Annotated in this window: 14 protein-coding genes; 6 read left to right on the plus strand and 8 right to left on the minus strand. The window is 67.2% G+C overall.

Annotation, left to right across the window (positions count from 1 at the left end; translation table 11 throughout):
- Nucleotides 1–10 precede the first annotated feature (10 nt).
- Genes ACW171_RS08235 through rhmD form a run of 3 tightly spaced genes read right to left on the minus strand, consistent with a single transcriptional unit; the run spans nt 11 to nt 2,823 of the window.
- Nucleotides 11–766 (minus strand): SDR family NAD(P)-dependent oxidoreductase, encoded by a 756-nt coding sequence (locus ACW171_RS08235; protein ID WP_492092691.1) that lies wholly within the window; start codon nt 764–766, stop codon nt 11–13.
- A complete protein-coding gene (locus ACW171_RS08240; protein ID WP_492092692.1) occupies nt 763–1,614 on the minus strand; it encodes a 2,4-didehydro-3-deoxy-L-rhamnonate hydrolase in 852 nt (283 codons plus the stop codon). Before ACW171_RS08240 ends, ACW171_RS08235 begins: the two co-directional genes overlap by 4 nt.
- A 15-nt stretch (nt 1,615–1,629) precedes the next feature.
- Nucleotides 1,630–2,823 carry an L-rhamnonate dehydratase gene (gene rhmD, locus ACW171_RS08245; protein ID WP_492092693.1) on the minus strand — a complete coding sequence of 398 codons (1,194 nt, stop codon included), beginning with the start codon at nt 2,821–2,823 and terminating at the stop codon, nt 1,630–1,632.
- A gap of 137 nt (nt 2,824–2,960) precedes the next feature.
- Between rhmD and ACW171_RS08250 the strand changes: the two genes are divergently transcribed.
- Genes ACW171_RS08250 through lldD form a run of 3 tightly spaced genes read left to right on the plus strand, consistent with a single transcriptional unit; the run spans nt 2,961 to nt 5,689 of the window.
- Nucleotides 2,961–3,758 carry an IclR family transcriptional regulator gene (locus ACW171_RS08250; RefSeq protein WP_492092694.1) on the plus strand — a complete coding sequence of 266 codons (798 nt, stop codon included), beginning with the start codon at nt 2,961–2,963 and terminating at the stop codon, nt 3,756–3,758.
- Nucleotides 3,759–3,781: 23 nt separating this feature from the next.
- Nucleotides 3,782–4,543 carry an L-rhamnose 1-dehydrogenase Lra1 gene (gene lra1, locus ACW171_RS08255; RefSeq protein WP_492092695.1) on the plus strand — a complete coding sequence of 254 codons (762 nt, stop codon included), beginning with the start codon at nt 3,782–3,784 and terminating at the stop codon, nt 4,541–4,543.
- A 9-nt stretch (nt 4,544–4,552) separates the two neighbouring features.
- On the plus strand, nt 4,553–5,689 hold the full coding sequence (gene lldD / locus ACW171_RS08260; RefSeq protein WP_492092696.1) for an FMN-dependent L-lactate dehydrogenase LldD: 1,137 nt from the start codon (nt 4,553–4,555) through the stop codon (nt 5,687–5,689).
- A gap of 6 nt (nt 5,690–5,695) precedes the next feature.
- Here the strand turns inward: lldD and rhaT are convergent, their stop codons facing one another.
- Together rhaT and ACW171_RS08270 are read right to left on the minus strand one after the other, a co-directional pair.
- The gene (gene rhaT / locus ACW171_RS08265; protein WP_492092697.1) at nt 5,696–6,766 is read right to left on the minus strand and encodes an L-rhamnose/proton symporter RhaT; all 1,071 of its coding nucleotides are present in this window, start codon (nt 6,764–6,766) and stop codon (nt 5,696–5,698) included.
- Nucleotides 6,767–6,925: 159 nt separating this feature from the next.
- On the minus strand, nt 6,926–7,240 hold the full coding sequence (locus ACW171_RS08270; RefSeq protein ID WP_492092698.1) for an L-rhamnose mutarotase: 315 nt from the start codon (nt 7,238–7,240) through the stop codon (nt 6,926–6,928).
- Between the two features lie 115 nt (nt 7,241–7,355).
- Here ACW171_RS08270 and pelA point away from each other — a divergent pair, with 115 nt between their 5' ends.
- Entirely contained in the window at nt 7,356–8,666 is a 1,311-nt protein-coding gene (gene pelA / locus ACW171_RS08275) for a pectate lyase (protein ID WP_492092699.1), read from the plus strand.
- Here pelA and hutI read toward each other — a convergent pair.
- The 3 genes from hutI to hutC are packed head-to-tail and all read right to left on the minus strand — an operon-like array spanning nt 8,663 to nt 11,468.
- Nucleotides 8,663–9,874: an imidazolonepropionase gene (gene hutI / locus ACW171_RS08280; RefSeq protein ID WP_492096608.1), complete on the minus strand. Its 1,212-nt coding sequence runs from the start codon at nt 9,872–9,874 to the stop codon at nt 8,663–8,665. The two genes, pelA and hutI, sit on opposite strands and share 4 nt — an antisense overlap.
- A complete protein-coding gene (locus ACW171_RS08285) occupies nt 9,874–10,761 on the minus strand; it encodes an agmatinase family protein (RefSeq protein WP_492092700.1) in 888 nt (295 codons plus the stop codon). The genes hutI and ACW171_RS08285 overlap by 1 nt, the downstream gene beginning before the upstream one ends.
- 5 nt (nt 10,762–10,766) lie before the next feature.
- A complete protein-coding gene (hutC, locus tag ACW171_RS08290) occupies nt 10,767–11,468 on the minus strand; it encodes a histidine utilization transcriptional repressor HutC (protein WP_492092701.1) in 702 nt (233 codons plus the stop codon).
- Between the two features lie 82 nt (nt 11,469–11,550).
- On the opposite strand from hutC, the gene hutU reads away from it, so the two are divergent.
- Both hutU and hutH read left to right on the plus strand, forming a co-directional pair.
- A complete protein-coding gene (gene hutU, locus ACW171_RS08295; protein ID WP_492092702.1) occupies nt 11,551–13,218 on the plus strand; it encodes a urocanate hydratase in 1,668 nt (555 codons plus the stop codon).
- Nucleotides 13,219–13,220: 2 nt separating this feature from the next.
- The gene (hutH, locus tag ACW171_RS08300; RefSeq protein ID WP_492092703.1) at nt 13,221–14,750 is read left to right on the plus strand and encodes a histidine ammonia-lyase; all 1,530 of its coding nucleotides are present in this window, start codon (nt 13,221–13,223) and stop codon (nt 14,748–14,750) included.
- Nucleotides 14,751–14,955 lie beyond the last annotated feature (205 nt).

A 14,955-nucleotide genomic window follows, 5' to 3' on the forward strand; every position in this document is an offset into this window, starting at 1 on the left:
CCCCGCCCTCCTAATAGGTGGTCCGACCGCCCGACGTGTCGAACGTCGAGGCGGTGGTGAAGCTGCATTCCTCGGAGGCCATGAAGCAGACCATGGCGGCACTTTCCTCGACTTCGCCGAGGCGGCCCATCGGGATCTTGGAGCGCATGTAGTCGACCTGGCTGGCCGGCAGTTGCTCCAGGATCGGGCTCTCGAAGGTGGCGGGGGTCAGGCTGTTGGCGATGACGCCCTTACCCGCCAGTTCCTTGCCTAGCGACTTGGTGAAACCGATGACACCGGCCTTCGACGCCGAGTAGGCGCTGGCGTTCGGATTGCCTTCCTTGCCCGCGACCGAGGCCACGTTGACGATCCGGCCGTAGCCGTTGGCCAGCATAAAGGGGACGACCGCGCGGCTGCAGTAGAAGACGCCGTTCAGGTTGATGTCGACGACCCGTTTCCAGCTGTCGATCGGGAACTCGTGCACCGGCACGGTCGCGCCGGTGATCCCGGCCGAAGCGATCAGGATGTCGATCTTGCCGAGCATCTTGTTGGCTTCGGCCGCGGCGGCGGAGACGGCGTCGGCGTCCGACACGTCAAGCGCGACGAAATGCTGGGCGCCAATCTCTGCGGCGGCGGCGGCCAGGGCCTCGGCGTTCAGGTCCCAGAGGGAGACCTGGCCGCCCTCCTGGATGATGCGCTCGGCCGAGCATTTTCCCAGGCCCGAGGCGCCGCCGGTGACGATGGCTGTGCGGCCCGCGAAACGGCCGGCGTAGACAGCACCGCTCATCGCGACCACGCCACGAAGGTCTGGCCCTGCTCGCCCAACTTCTCTATGCCGAGGCGAACCGTGTCGCCGGCCTTGAGGTACCAGGGCTCCGGCTTCTGGCCGAGACCCACGCCCGGAGGTGTGCCCGTCGTGATCAGGTCGCCGGGCTCCAGCGTCATGAACTCCGACAGGTAGGAGACGATCTCGGCGACAGTGAAGATCATGGTCTTCGTGTTGCCGGTCTGGACGCGCTTGCCGTTCACGTCGAGCCACATGTCCAGGTTCTGGACGTCGCCGACCTCGTCGGTCGTAACCAGCCAGGGGCCGACCGGCCCGAAGGTGTCGCAGCCCTTGCCCTTGTCCCAGGTCGGGCCGCGCTCGATCTGGAAGGCGCGCTCGGAGACGTCGTTGATCAGGACGTAGCCGGCGACGTGGTCAAGGGCTTCTTCCTTGGTGACGTAGGAGGCGGCCTTGCCGATGACGATGCCCAGCTCGACTTCCCAGTCGGTCTTAAGCGAACCGCGCGGGATGACGACGTCGTCGTTCGGACCGTTCAGGCAGGAGATGGCCTTCATGAAGACGACCGGCTCGGACGGGATCGGCAGGTTTGATTCCGCCGCGTGGTCGGCGAAGTTCAGCCCGATGGCGATGAACTTGCGCGAACCGTTGACCGGCACGCCATAGCGTTGCTCGCCCTCGACCAGCGGCAAGGAACCGGTGTCAATCGCAACCAGCTTCGCCAGCCCTTCGGCCGACAGAAGATCGGGCGTGATGTCGGCGACGACGCCCGACAGGTCGCGGATGCGGCCCGCGGCATCGAGCAGGCCGGGCTTCTCGGCGCCCTTGGGACCGTAACGCAACAGTTTCATCTCGAGGCTCTTCTCTCAGCGCGCGTAGGGGCGGTGCAGGGCGATGTCGCGGTTCAGCTCGACGCCGAAACCGGGGGTGTCGGGGACCTTGAGCCGGCCGTTCACGGGCACGGGCTCGCCGATCAATTGCGGATGGAACATCGGCACGACCTCGTCGGCACCGGGAGCCATCATCAGGAACTCCGCGAACGGGCTGTTATGGCGGGTCACGACGAAGTGGTAGGAATAGACGCTCGATCCGTGCGGGATCATCAGCACGCCCTTGGCGTCGGCCAGGGCGGAGATCTTGATCAGTTCGGTCACGCCGCCGCACCAGCCGACGTCCGGCTGGATGATGTCGCAGCACTCCATCTCCAGCAGCATGCGGAAGCCCCAGCGGGTGGCCTCATGTTCGCCGGTGGTGACCAGCATGCCCTGGGGGGCGTTCTTCTTCAGCGCCTGATAGCCCCAGTAGTCGTCGGGACTCAGCGCCTCCTCGATCCACTTCAGACCCAGTTTGTGCGCCTCGTGCGCCAGACGGGTGGCGTAGTTCAGATCCAGCGCCATCCAGCAGTCGAACATCAGCCAGAAGTCGTCGCCGCAGGCGTTGCGCATGGCCTCGAGTTCGGCGAGGTTCTTGTGCAGCCCCTCCTCGCCCTCGGCCGGGCCGTGGTGCAGGGGCATCTTGCCGCCGATGAAGCCGAGTTCCTTGGCTTTGTCGGGACGCGCGCCGGTGGCGTAGAAGGTCAGTTCGTCGCGGACCGGACCGCCCAGCATGGCGAAGACCGGCTCCTGGCGCAGGCGACCGAGCAGGTCCCACAGGGCCAGATCGACGCCGGAGATGGCGTTCACCACCAGCCCCTTGCGGCCGTAGTACTGGGTCGAGAAATACATCTGGTCCCAGATCTTCTCGACCTCGGACGGATCGCGGCCTTCGAGGAAGCGCGCCAGGTGTTTCTCGACGATATAGGCGGCGGGTTCGCCGCCGGTCGTGACCGCGAAACCGACCACGCCGTTCTCGGCCTCGATCTCGACGACGAGGGTGCCGAGCACATTGATCCCGAAGCTGCGGCGGCTCTGGCGGTACTCGGGGTACTTGGCCATCGGCGTGGCGATGTGGTCGTCGATCCAGTGGCCGTCGCCCTGATCGTGATAGTCTGCGCCGCCGCCAGACCCGTCGTTCTTCACGACATAGGCGCGCACGGCCTTGATCTTCGAGAGACGGCTCATCGCTGAATCGCTCCTCGGCGATTGTTTCCCATATTTCGGGATGACACTGGCGTTTCTCCGCGTGCCGCGTCAAACTGGAGGTGCAAATGACCGCCGACTTGCGCGTTTTGCTACATTCTGAAACAGGTGATTACGTGATGGGACAAACAGCGTCAATCGAGCTCGAAGCCGAAGAGCCCGCCGCCGGCAAGGCGTCCGGCAGCCAGACCCTGATGCGCGGTCTGGACGTGATCGAGGCGCTGATCGACGGTCCCCTGCCCCTGGCCGAACTGTCGGAACGGCTGGAGCTGACGCGCAGCACGACACACCGTCTGGCCGCCGCCCTGGTGGATCGCCGCCTGCTCTCCTTCCGCCCGCGTGAGGGATACACCCTGGGTCCGAAACTGCTGGAGCTGGGCCATGCCGCCAGCCAGCAGATGCACCTGCCGCGCATCGCTCGTCCTTGGCTGGAGCACCTGTCGGCTCAGACCGAGGATACGGTTCACCTGGGCGTCCTCGACGGTCATCACGCGCTCTATCTCGACAAGGTCGCCGGGCGTCGCCGCATCAATATCGGCTCCAGTCTGGGCGAGCGTCATCCGATCGCCTCGACGGGTCTGGGCAAGGCCCTGATCCTCGACAAGTCGGAGCCCGAGTGGACCGACTTTTACGCGCCCGACGGCAAGGCCTTCGATTCGACCGCCCGTGCCGTCTGGCTTGAGCGCATGCGCGGCTATGCGTCCAAGGGTTACGCCTTCGACCTCGAGGAGAACGAAGACCAGATCCGCTGCGTCGCCGCCCCCGTGCGCGGCGTGGACGGCAAGATCGTCGCCGCCCTCAGCGTCTCCAGTGCCGCTCAATATATGTCGGACGCACGCATGGCTGAGCTGACCAAGACGGTCACCGACGCGGCCAATGCCATCAGCCGCGATCTCGGCTGGGCGCCCAAACCTTAGATAACCACCCTATCGGAGGCCCCATGCTGCTTGAGAACAAGGTCGTCCTCGTCACCGGGGGCTCGCGCGGCATCGGAGCGGCCATCGCCATCGAAAGCGCCCGCCAAGGCGCCGACGTCGCGATCCATTCCAACAAGGGCGGCGAAGTCGCGGCCGAGGTCATCGCGCAGGTCGAGGCCTTGGGTCGCCGCGCCATCCACGTCGAGGGCGACGTGGCCGAGTTCGACAGTGCGGCCAAGTTCGTCAACGCCGCCGTCGAGGCCTTCGGCCGCGTCGACGTCTTCGTGTCCAACGCCGGCATCTGTCCGTTCCATGCCTTCCTCGACATGCCGCCCGAGACGCTGAAGCGGACCATGGAGGTCAATCTCCACGGGGCCTATTTCATGACCCAGGCGGCGGCGAACCAGATGGTCAGGCAGGGGGACGGCGGCGCCATCATCGCCGTCAGCTCGATCAGCGCCCTGGTCGGCGGCGAGTACCAGACCCACTACACCCCGACGAAAGCCGGGGTGCACAGCCTGATGCAGTCCTGCGCCATCGCGCTGGGCAAGCACGGCATCCGCTGCAACTCGGTCCTGCCGGGCACCATCCTGACCGACATCAACAAGGACGATCTGGCCGACCCGAAGAAGCGGGAATACATGGAACAACGGATCCCGCTGGGCCGTCTGGGCCAGCCCGAGGATCTCGGCGGGCCCGTCGTCTTCCTGGCCTCCGACCTGGCGAAATACGTGACCGGCGCGGCCCTGCTGGTCGACGGCGGCATGTTCGTGAACCTGCAGTAGGCGCGGGCGGTGATCATCTCGTCGCCCGGTGATTTCCGCAAGGCCGCGCGCCGCAGACTGCCGCCCTTCCTGTTCCACTACATCGACGGCGGCGCCTACGCGGAACAGACCCTGCGCCGCAACGTCGAGGACTGGCAGGACGTGGCCCTGCGCCAGCGGGTGCTGGGCGGCGTCGGCGAGGTCGACCTGACGACCCGGCTGTTCGACGAGATCCTGAGCCTGCCGGTCATCCTGGCGCCCGTGGGGCTGACCGGAATGTATGCCCGGCGCGGGGAGGTCCAGGCGGCGAAGGCGGCGGCGTCACGTGGCGTGCCCTTCACCCTGTCGACCGTCTCCGTCTGCCCGATCGAGGAGGTGGCCCCGGCCATCGACCGGCCGATGTGGTTCCAGCTCTATGTCCTGCGCGACCGGGGCTTCATGAAGGATGCGCTCGAACGGGCGAAGGCGGCCGGTGTGAAGACTCTGGTCTTCACCGTGGACATGCCAATCCCCGGTGCCCGCTATCGCGACGCCCACTCGGCCATGAGCGGGCCGAACGCGGAGATCCGACGCATGGTGCAGGCCATGACCCACCCCGCCTGGGCGTGGGACGTGGGTCTGCGCGGCACGCCGCACGATCTGGGCAACGTCTCCCGCTACCTCGGCAAGGCGACGGGACTGGCCGACTACATCGGCTGGCTGGGCGCGAACTTCGATCCTTCGATCTCGTGGAAGGATCTTCAGTGGATCCGCGACTTCTGGGACGGGCCGATGATCATCAAGGGCATTCTCGACGCCGATGATGCGCGGGATGCGGTCAGCTTCGGCGCGGACGGGATCGTGGTGTCGAACCACGGCGGGCGACAGCTGGACGGCGTGCTGTCGTCCGCGCGCGCCCTGCCCGCCATCGCTGATGCGGTCAACGGCGAGCTGAAGATCCTGGTCGATTCCGGCGTGCGGAATGGGCTCGATGTGGTGCGGGCTCTGGCGCTCGGGGCCGATGCGGTGATGCTGGGGCGCGCCTTCGTCTATGCGTTGGCGGCAGGCGGTCAGGCGGGTGTCGAGACCTTGCTGGACCTGTTGGCCAAGGAGATGCGGGTCGCAATGACCCTGACCGGATCGTCGAAGATCAGCGACATCGGGCCGGACGCGATCGCCCGGCCCTAGGCCCCATTACCGACTGATATAGTTGCCGTAGCCGATGATGCCGGTCGCAAGGATCAGCAGGCCGATGCCGGAGAACACCATCAGTCGCGCCTTGGTCGGGGCGCCCTTCCACTCCTTGAAGGCGAAGCCCCACAGGGCGCCGAAGATGATGATGCTGGCCATGTGCAGGGTCCAGGACGAGAAGCCGAAGCGACCCATCTGGCTCTCGCCCATAGTGTAGAAGAAGAACTGGAAGTACCAGATCGTCCCGGCGATCGCAGCGAACAGGTAGTTCAGCGCCAGAGGGATTTTGCCGGCGACGGGAGTCGAGGGATCCTCGCCCGACGCCTTGCCGACCCACTGGCCGGCCGACTTGTTCTTGACGATCAGATGCCCGCACCAGACGGCGTTGGTGATCAGGCCGCCGAACATGACGATGCAGAGGACCGGCAGACCGACCCACAGCGGACCGGTGCCGGCCGCCGCGCTCAGCTGACGGATCGGCTCGCCGGCCGCCAGGCCGAAGGCGAAGCAGGACGACATGACGCCCGAGAAGATCGCGACGCCGATGCCCTTCTTGAAGTCGAACTCGGCGATGGCGGCGTTGTCGACCGGCTCGCCCTTCTTGGCGCCGGCCAGGGCCACTACGATGATGCCTGCGAGCGTCACCAGCAGGCCCAGCAGAATGACATTGCCCGAGGGGCTGTCGATCAGGGTGGAGGCGAAGGTGCCCTGGAAGATCGGCGGAATCAGGGTGCCGAAGACGGTGCAGAGCCCCAGCACCACCGCCATGCCCAGCGACAGGCCGAGATAGCGCATCGTCAGGCCGTAGGTCAGGCCGCCGAAGCCCCACAGACAGCCGAACAGGACGCAATAGCCGATCGTCGACGACGGCGTCGCCGACAGTACGCCCATCAGGTCATTGGTCTGGATCGAGGCGAAGAACCAAGGCGCGACGACCCAGGAGAAGACACCGCCGGTGATCCAGTAGATCTCCCACGACCACCGCTTCACACTGCGATACGGCACATAGAAGCTGGCGGCGGCCAGGCCGCCCAGCCAGTGGAAGATGACGCCTAGGAACGGGTTGCCGGGCACGGTGAGACCTCCATTACGAACAGGCGATGGAAGGCCGGAAAGGGCGGAGCGTCAGCGAAGGCCGACTATCGATGTTCCGTCCCGTTCCCACATTTGCGCCATGCGGTTCATTATTTGGATTCACCCTAGAGGGCGTGAAGCGAGGCCGTCAAGCGACGGTCATTCCAGATGGAACATGTCGATCAAGACCGTCTGCACCGGCGCTCCGGACGGTTCGGTCTGCATGAGGTCGGCCATATGCGCCCACCACCGCTTCATCACCGGCAGGTTCGGCAGATCGTCCATTCGGTGATCGTCGCTGCGCCACAAGGTGGCGAACAGCCGACCGCTCTGCGGTTCCAGATGGATGGAGTAGTCCCGCACCCCGGCTTGATAGAGGGCGTCGCGGAGGTCGGGCCACAGCGCGTTGTGCCGCGCCTTGTATTCGGCCTCGGCGCCGGGGTTCAGATGCATGACAAACGCGATCTTCTGCATCGGGTGCGACTCCATCACGGTTGGTGAGTTGACCAAGCGATCTCATCATATAGCATGTCGTGCAACATAATGAGAAAGCGGCGAGACCGTCGCTTCGATCCAGGGACGGCTCTTGATGTCAGCGTATCGCACCCGGGCCGTGGCCCTGCTTCCGCTTCTGTTGGGTCTCGCGCTCGCGCCGGCCGTTCACGCCGAAATCCTCCGACAGAACGTCCCGGCTCAGTCCCTGACCGCCGAACGGATCGCCCAATTGCCCGACGCCGCAAACCGTCAGGCCTGGGCCGCCTATCTGGACCGGTCGCATGCGCAGGCGTTGCTCGACCGTGCGGCCCTGACCGCCGAACTGCCGGCCGGCTCGACCGTGCCGCCGCCGCCCATCGCCTCCGGTGGCGGGCTCCAATATCTTCCGCTCGACCGCGACGCGGCCTGGTACGCTTCGGCCGAGGCCCGCACCCTGGCCGACGCGACCGTGAGCTTCCAGACCCCGGCGGGCGGCTGGAGCAAGAACCAGGATCGCCGCCTGGCCCGCCTGCCCGGCCAGCGCTTCTCCAACGACGCCGAGACGATGGAGTTGAACCCACAGAATTTCGACGCGCCCGTGGACCGCTTCTGGACCTTCGTCGGCACGCTGGACAACGGCGCCACCACCTCCGAGATGCGCTTCCTCGCCAAGGTCGCCGAACAGGCGCCGGGACCGGAGGGCGACGCCTATCGCGCCAGTGTGACCAAGGGCGTCGAGTACCTTTTGAACGCCCAGTATCCGAACGGCGGTTGGCCCCAGAACTGGCCGGTCGAGGGCGGTTTCCACGACGCGGTCACCTTCAACGACAATGCCGTGGCCGAGGCCGCCATGCTGCTGGAGGACGTGGTCGAGAACCAGAACGGCTTCGGCTTCCTGTCGGAAGACTTCGAGGCGCGTGCTGATCATTCGGTTCGCCGCGCGGTCCGGGTCATCCTGGCCGCCCAGGTCCGGGTCGACGGTCAGTTGACGGCCTGGCCGCAACAGGTCGATCCATTGACGCTGAGCCCGTCCAGCGCCCGCAACTACGAGCCCCAGTCGATCGCCAGCGGCGAGACCACCGACGTCCTAATGTTCCTGATGCGCCAACCCGCGCCGTCGGCGGAGACGAAGGCCGCCATCCGTGCGGGGATCGCCTGGCTGGAGGAGAAGCGGCTGTATGATCAGTCGTTTGAGATGACCGATGATGGTCGCAAGCTGATCGAGCGGGAGGGCGCCGGGCCGCTGTGGTCGCGCAACTACGATCTGATGACCGGCCTGCCGATCTTCGGCGACAAGAACCAGATGATCTACGACGACGTCAACGAGATCTCGATCGGCCGTCGCAACGGCTATTCCTGGTGGATCAACTCGCCGCAACGGGCGCTGGACGCCTACGTCGCCTGGAACGCCGCCCACCCGGGCTAGGCCGGGACACCCGCCACGTATCGCGCATTGAGGATCGGCTTGCCGAGCCAGTAGCAGAGCTCGGCGGGTCGGGTGGCGTCCCAGACAGCGAGGTCGGCGGCCTTGCCCACCTCCAGCGTGCCGATCTCGTTCGATAAGCCGAGTGCCTTCGCCGCATGGCGGGTCGCGCCGGCCAGCGCCTCCTCTGGCGTCAGGCGGAACTGGACGCAGGCCAGGGTCATCGCCGCCGTCATCGAGGCGACCGGCGAGGTGCCGGGATTGCAGTCGGTCGCCACTGCCATCGCCACGCCGTGCCGACGCAGCGCCTCGATCTGCGGCGGGGTCGTCTCGCGCAGCATCAGATAGGCGCCGGGCAGAAGGACAGCGACGACGCCGGCCTGTCCCATCGCTTCGATGCCCGCCTCGTTGGAGTGTTCGATGTGGTCGGCGGACAGGGCGCCGTAGCGGGCGGCCAGCGCGGCCCCTCCCCCATCCGACAGCTGGTCGGCGTGCAGCTTGACCGGCAGGCCCAGCGCCCTCGCCTTTTCGAACAGGCGCGACACCTCGGCGTCGGAAAAGGCGATGGGCTCGCAATAGGCATCGACCGCATCGACCAGACCCTCGGCATGGGCGGCCGGCAGGATGTCGTCGGTGGCGATATCGACATAGGCCGAGCGGTCAGTGCGATGCTCGGGCGGCACGGTGTGCAGGCCGAGATAGGAGGTGCGGACACGGACCCCGGCCTCACGCCCGATGCGGCGAGCGACGCGCAGCATCTTCAGCTCGGCGTCGTGGTCGAGGCCGTAGCCGGACTTGATCTCGACGGTCGTGACGCCGGTGGCCTTCAAGCCTGCTAGCCGCGACAAGGCCGAAGCGTAGAGCGCGTCCTCCGACGCCGCCCGCGTCGCCGCCATCGACGAGACGATGCCCCCGCCGGCCCGCGCGATCTCTTCATAGGTCGCGCCGTTCAGACGCTGTTCGAACTCCCCCGAACGGTCGCCGCCGAAGACCAGGTGGGTGTGGCAATCGACCAGGCCCGGCGTGACCCAGCGGCCGTCCAGCCGGTCTGTATGAATGGCATCGTGCGGCGGCAGGTCCCCGCGCGGCCCGACCCAGGCGATGCGGCCCTCACGGATCAGGATTGCGGCGTCCTCGATCGCGCCATAGGCGACACCGCCGTCCACCATCGTGGCGACATGGCAGTCCGTGATCAGTCGGTCAGCGCGGATCATCGCGTCTCGAACCCGGCCAGGAGTTCGCAGAACCACCGCCCCACGGTCAGGGAGCCAAGGTCGCCGATCTCCAGCGAGGGATCGTATTCGGTCAGGTCGACGGCCTTCACCTTCGGGTGCGCGCCGATTACACGCGTCGCATCGAAGAAGTCCTGGACAGACACTCCGCCTGGTCGCGCGCCGGGCGACGCAGGCCACTGGCTGCGGTCGATGACGTCGATGTCGAAGTCCACATAGATGACCTCGGCCAGCGCCGCGAGCCGTTCCAGCTCCTCGGCCACGACGACGGCCAGGCCCCGGTCGCCGCACTCGCGCGCCATGCGGACCGAGATGCCCGCCGTCTTGGCCTTCTCATGCGCGCGCCGGGTGTTGGCGAAGGGGGCGAGGCCGATCTGGCTGATGCGCGCCCCGTCCATGCCGTCGTCCAGAAGGGCCTGGACCGGATTGCCGTTGGTCAGGCCCTGATCCGTATCGCGGAGGTCGAAATGGGCGTCGAGCGTCAGCAGCGCAGTCCGCTCCAGACCCAGCCCGTGGACGCCGGGCCGGGTGATTGCGTTGTTGCCTCCGACGAGGATGGTCAGGCCGCGCGACCCTTGGGCCGCCACCGCGCCACGCACCGGCTCGAAAGCATCGGCGGGCGACATGGCCTTCAGGAAGACGTCGCCGGCGTCGTGCACGGCGACGCCCAGCTCGCAGCCCGTCTCCACATCATAGGTCGAAAAGCGCGGCAGGACCGCCCGGAACGCCTTGGGTCCCAGATCGCAGCGCCCCGGCGTCAGCGATCGCTCGTTCAGCGGCGCGCCGATCAGGGCCACAGGCGCGTCCGGATGCTGGCCCACCAGATCGCCGACGGAGCGCCAGCCCAGGGCTTCGGATGCGGTCATCAGGGTCATCCCTTGGTCGGAGAAAAGCGGGCGACCAGATCATAGGCCCCGCCGGGGAAGGTCTGCCAAGCCCAGGTGACGCCGAGCCCGTCGCGCCAGGTCCGACGCTCCAGCCGCAGACAGGGCGCGCCGTCCGTCAGGCCCAGATGGGTCGCCGTCTCGGGGTCGGCGCCGACGGCCGAGATCCGGTGCTCGGCCTCGGTCCAGGGCATGTGGGCCAGCAGCCAACCGCCGGGCGGCTGGGCTGTGAAATCGGCGTGCTCGGCCTCGGGTGCGGCGGTCAGGGAGATCAGGCGGCGCTCGAAAACGAACGGCAGGTCATCGGCCAGATGCAGGGTCTCCAGCTCGATCACCCGGTCGCCGAGATCGGTCTCGGCGGCGCGCGCGGGGCGGACGATCCGGCCCAGCAGCTGATGCGAATAAACCAGCCCCCGACCCTCGACCTCGGACTGAATATCGGGGATCGCCACCAGCGCCGAAGAGTGCACCGGCGGGTGAGCCACCACCGTCCCGGCGCGACGTCGACGCACGACCAGACCGCGTAGGGCCAGGTCCGACATGGCGCGCGACACCGTCATCCGGGCGCAGCCGTAGTCGGTCGTCAGGGTCGCCTCGGTCGGGATGCGGAAGCCCGGCCGCCACTCGCCCGAGGCGATGCGACGCTCGATATCCCCCGCGATCCGGCGGTGCAGCGGCTCCTGATCCATGCGTCGAAACTGCCGCTTGCACGCAATAATGTCTAGACATAACACTGGCGCAGACGGCGGCCAGCGCCGCAGGGAGGATCCGATGAGCGCCACCCCCAACACCCGTGTCATCCGTTCACCGCGCGGCCCCGAGATGACGGCAAGGACCTGGGCCGCCGAGGCCGCGCTGCGCATGCTGATGAACAACCTCGACCCGGAGGTGGCCGAGCGTCCCGAGGACCTCGTCGTCTATGGCGGCATCGGCAAGGCCGCGCGCGACTGGGCCAGTTTCGACCGCATCGTCGAGAGCCTGCGCGCCCTGGCGCCGGACGAGACCCTGCTGGTGCAATCAGGCAAGCCGGTCGGGGTGTTCCGCACCCATGAAGACGCGCCGCGCGTGCTGATCGCCAACTCCAACCTGGTGCCCAAATGGGCGACCTGGGCGCATTTCAACGAACTCGATCGCAAGGGCCTGATGATGTACGGCCAGATGACGGCCGGGTCGTGGATCTACATCGGCACGCAAGGCATTGTTCAGGGCACCTACGAGACCTTCATGGAGGCCGGGCGCCAGCATCACGGCGGCGACTGGTCGGGCAAGTGGATCCTGACCGGCGGTCTCGGCGGCATGGGCGGCGCCCAGACCTTGGCGGCGACCATGGCAGGCGCGTCCTGCCTCGCCGTCGAATGCCAGCGCAGCCGGATCGAGATGCGTCTGCGGACCCGCTATCTCGACGTCATGGTCGAAACGCTCGACGAGGCCCTGGCCATGATCGAGGAGGCCGGACGCACCGGAAAACCCATCTCCGTGGGCCTGCTCGGCAACGCCGCCGAGGTCCTGCCGGAGATGGTCAAACGCGGCGTCCGCCCCGACCTCGTCACCGACCAGACCAGCGCGCACGACCTGATCAACGGCTATCTGCCCGTGGGCTGGACCGTCGCGGAGTGGGAGGACAAACGCGCCTCCGACCCCGGTGCCGTCGAGGCCGCCGCCAAGGCCTCGTGCGCCGTCCATGTGCAGGCGATGCTGGACTTCCAGGCGGCCGGCATCCCTGTCACCGACTATGGCAACAACATTCGCCAGGTCGCCTTCGATCAGGGTGTGGCCAACGCCTTCGACTTCCCGGGGTTCGTGCCGGCCTATATCCGCCCGCTCTTCTGTCGCGGCATCGGGCCGTTCCGCTGGGCGGCGCTGACCGGCGATCCGGAGGATATCAGGAAGACCGACGCGGCGATGAAGCGGCTGTTCCCCGACAACCCGGGCCTGCATCGGTGGCTGGACATGGCGGGCGAGCGGATCGCTTTCCAGGGTCTGCCGGCGCGTATCTGCTGGATCGGTCTGGGCGACCGTCATCGGGCGGGACTGATGTTCAACGAGATGGTGGCGTCGGGGGAGCTTTCGGGCCCCATCGTCATCGGGCGGGATCACCTCGATTCAGGCTCCGTCGCCAGTCCGAACCGCGAGACCGAGGCGATGATGGACGGGTCGGACGCGGTGTCCGACTGGCCGCTGCTGAACGCGCTGCTGAACACGGCGTCGGGGGCGAGCTGGGTGTCGCTGCACCACGGCGGCGGGGTCGGGATGGGCTATTCCCAGCACTCCGGGGTGGTCATCGTCGCCGACGGCACGCCGGAGGCGGCGAAGCGGCTGGAGCGGGTGCTGTGGAACGACCCGGCGACGGGCGTCATGCGCCACGCCGACGCCGGCTATGAGATCGCCCGCGCCGCGTCGCGCGAGTATGGGCTGAACCTGCCGAGTCTGAAGGCCTGAACATGACCAAGATCACCCTCGGCGCCGCCCCCCTCACCCTCGCCCAGCTGCGCGCCGTCCTCGACGGCCCGGTCAGCGTCGAACTGGCTCCCGCAGCCTGGGCCGATGTCGAGAAGAGCGCCGCCACCGTCGCGGCGATCATCGCCGAGGGCCGCACGGTATACGGCATCAACACGGGGTTCGGGCTGCTGGCCAATACCTCGATCGCGCCCGGCGACCTGGAGACGCTGCAGAAGAACCTGGTGCTGAGCCACGCCTGCGGGGTCGGGGCCTTGCTCGACGATGCGGTGGTGCGGTTGATCCTGGTGCTCAAAATCGCCAGCCTGTCGAAGGGCGCTTCGGGCGTGCGGCGCGAGACGCTGGAGGCGCTGATAGGGCTGGTGAACGCCGATGTCCTGCCCTGTATTCCGTCCAAGGGTTCGGTGGGGGCGTCGGGCGATCTGGCGCCTCTGGCCCATATGTCCTGCGTCCTGATCGGGGTCGGAGAGGCGCGTCATCGGGGCGAGACGCTGGACGCCGAGACCGCCCTGGCGCGGGCCGGTCTGTCGGTCCTGACCCTGGGTCCCAAGGAGGGGCTCGCCCTACTGAACGGCACCCAGTGCTCGACGGCGCTGGCGCTGGCGGGGCTGTTCGCGACCGAGGCCGCGTTCGCGGCGGGCATTGCGGCGGGCGCCTTGTCGGTCGATGCGCTGAAGGGATCGGACGCCCCATTCGATCACCGTATCCACGCCCTGCGCAACCAGCCCGGCCAGATCGACGTCGCCGCCGCCCTCCGGGGCCTGATGGCCGACAGCGCCATTCGCGACAGCCACCGCGAGGGGGACGCCAAGGTGCAGGACCCCTATTCCCTGCGGTGCCAGCCCCAGGTGATGGGGGCGGTGCTGGATGTCATCCGCAACGCCGCTGCGACTTTGGAGCGCGAGGCCAATGCGGTGACGGACAATCCGCTGGTCCTCATCGAGGACGGGGACGTGATCTCGGGCGGCAACTTCCATGCCGAGCCGGTGGCTTTCGCCGCCGACCAGCTGGCCATGGTCCTGTGCGAGATCGGCAATATCTCGGAGCGCCGGACCTCGATCCTGGTCGATCCGAAGATGAGCGAATTGCCGGCCTTCTTGGTCAAGGAGAGCGGGCTGAACTCCGGCTTCATGATCGCCCAGGTGACGGCCGCCGCCCTGGTGGCCGAAAACCGGATGCTGAGCCATCCGTGCAGCGTGGACACGGTGCCGACCTCGGCCAATCAGGAGGACCACGTCTCCATGGCCACCCACGGCGCGCGGCGCCTGCTGGAGATGGCAGAGAACACAGCGACCGTGGTCGGGATCGAGCTGCTGGCCGCCGCCCAGGGGATCGAATTCCATCGGCCGCTGAAGAGCTCGGAGCCGCTGGAACAGGTCTGGGCGATCGTTCGCGAAGCCGTGGCCGCCTATGACAGCGACCACTATTTCGCGCCGGACATCGCACGGGCGACGGACGGGGTCAGGGCCGGGCGATATCGCAGGTTTGCGGAGGCGCTGTTGCCCTCGGCCTGACAGGAGGCGCGACTCCAAAAAAGACGATACAGAGTCTACAGAGTCGGACGACAATCGTTTGAATTCAGCGCGTTGCTATTTCGCGGTCCGCGACTCCTCAGCCTATGTCGGAGGAAGCGGCGCTTGATCTGACGGTTTCAAAGACCCGCGCGAGACCTGGGCGTCGATCGGCTCCGCCGCAAGGACCGTAGGAGAATAAATTCTT

Source organism: Brevundimonas sp. FV1ye28 (assembly GCF_058681135.1).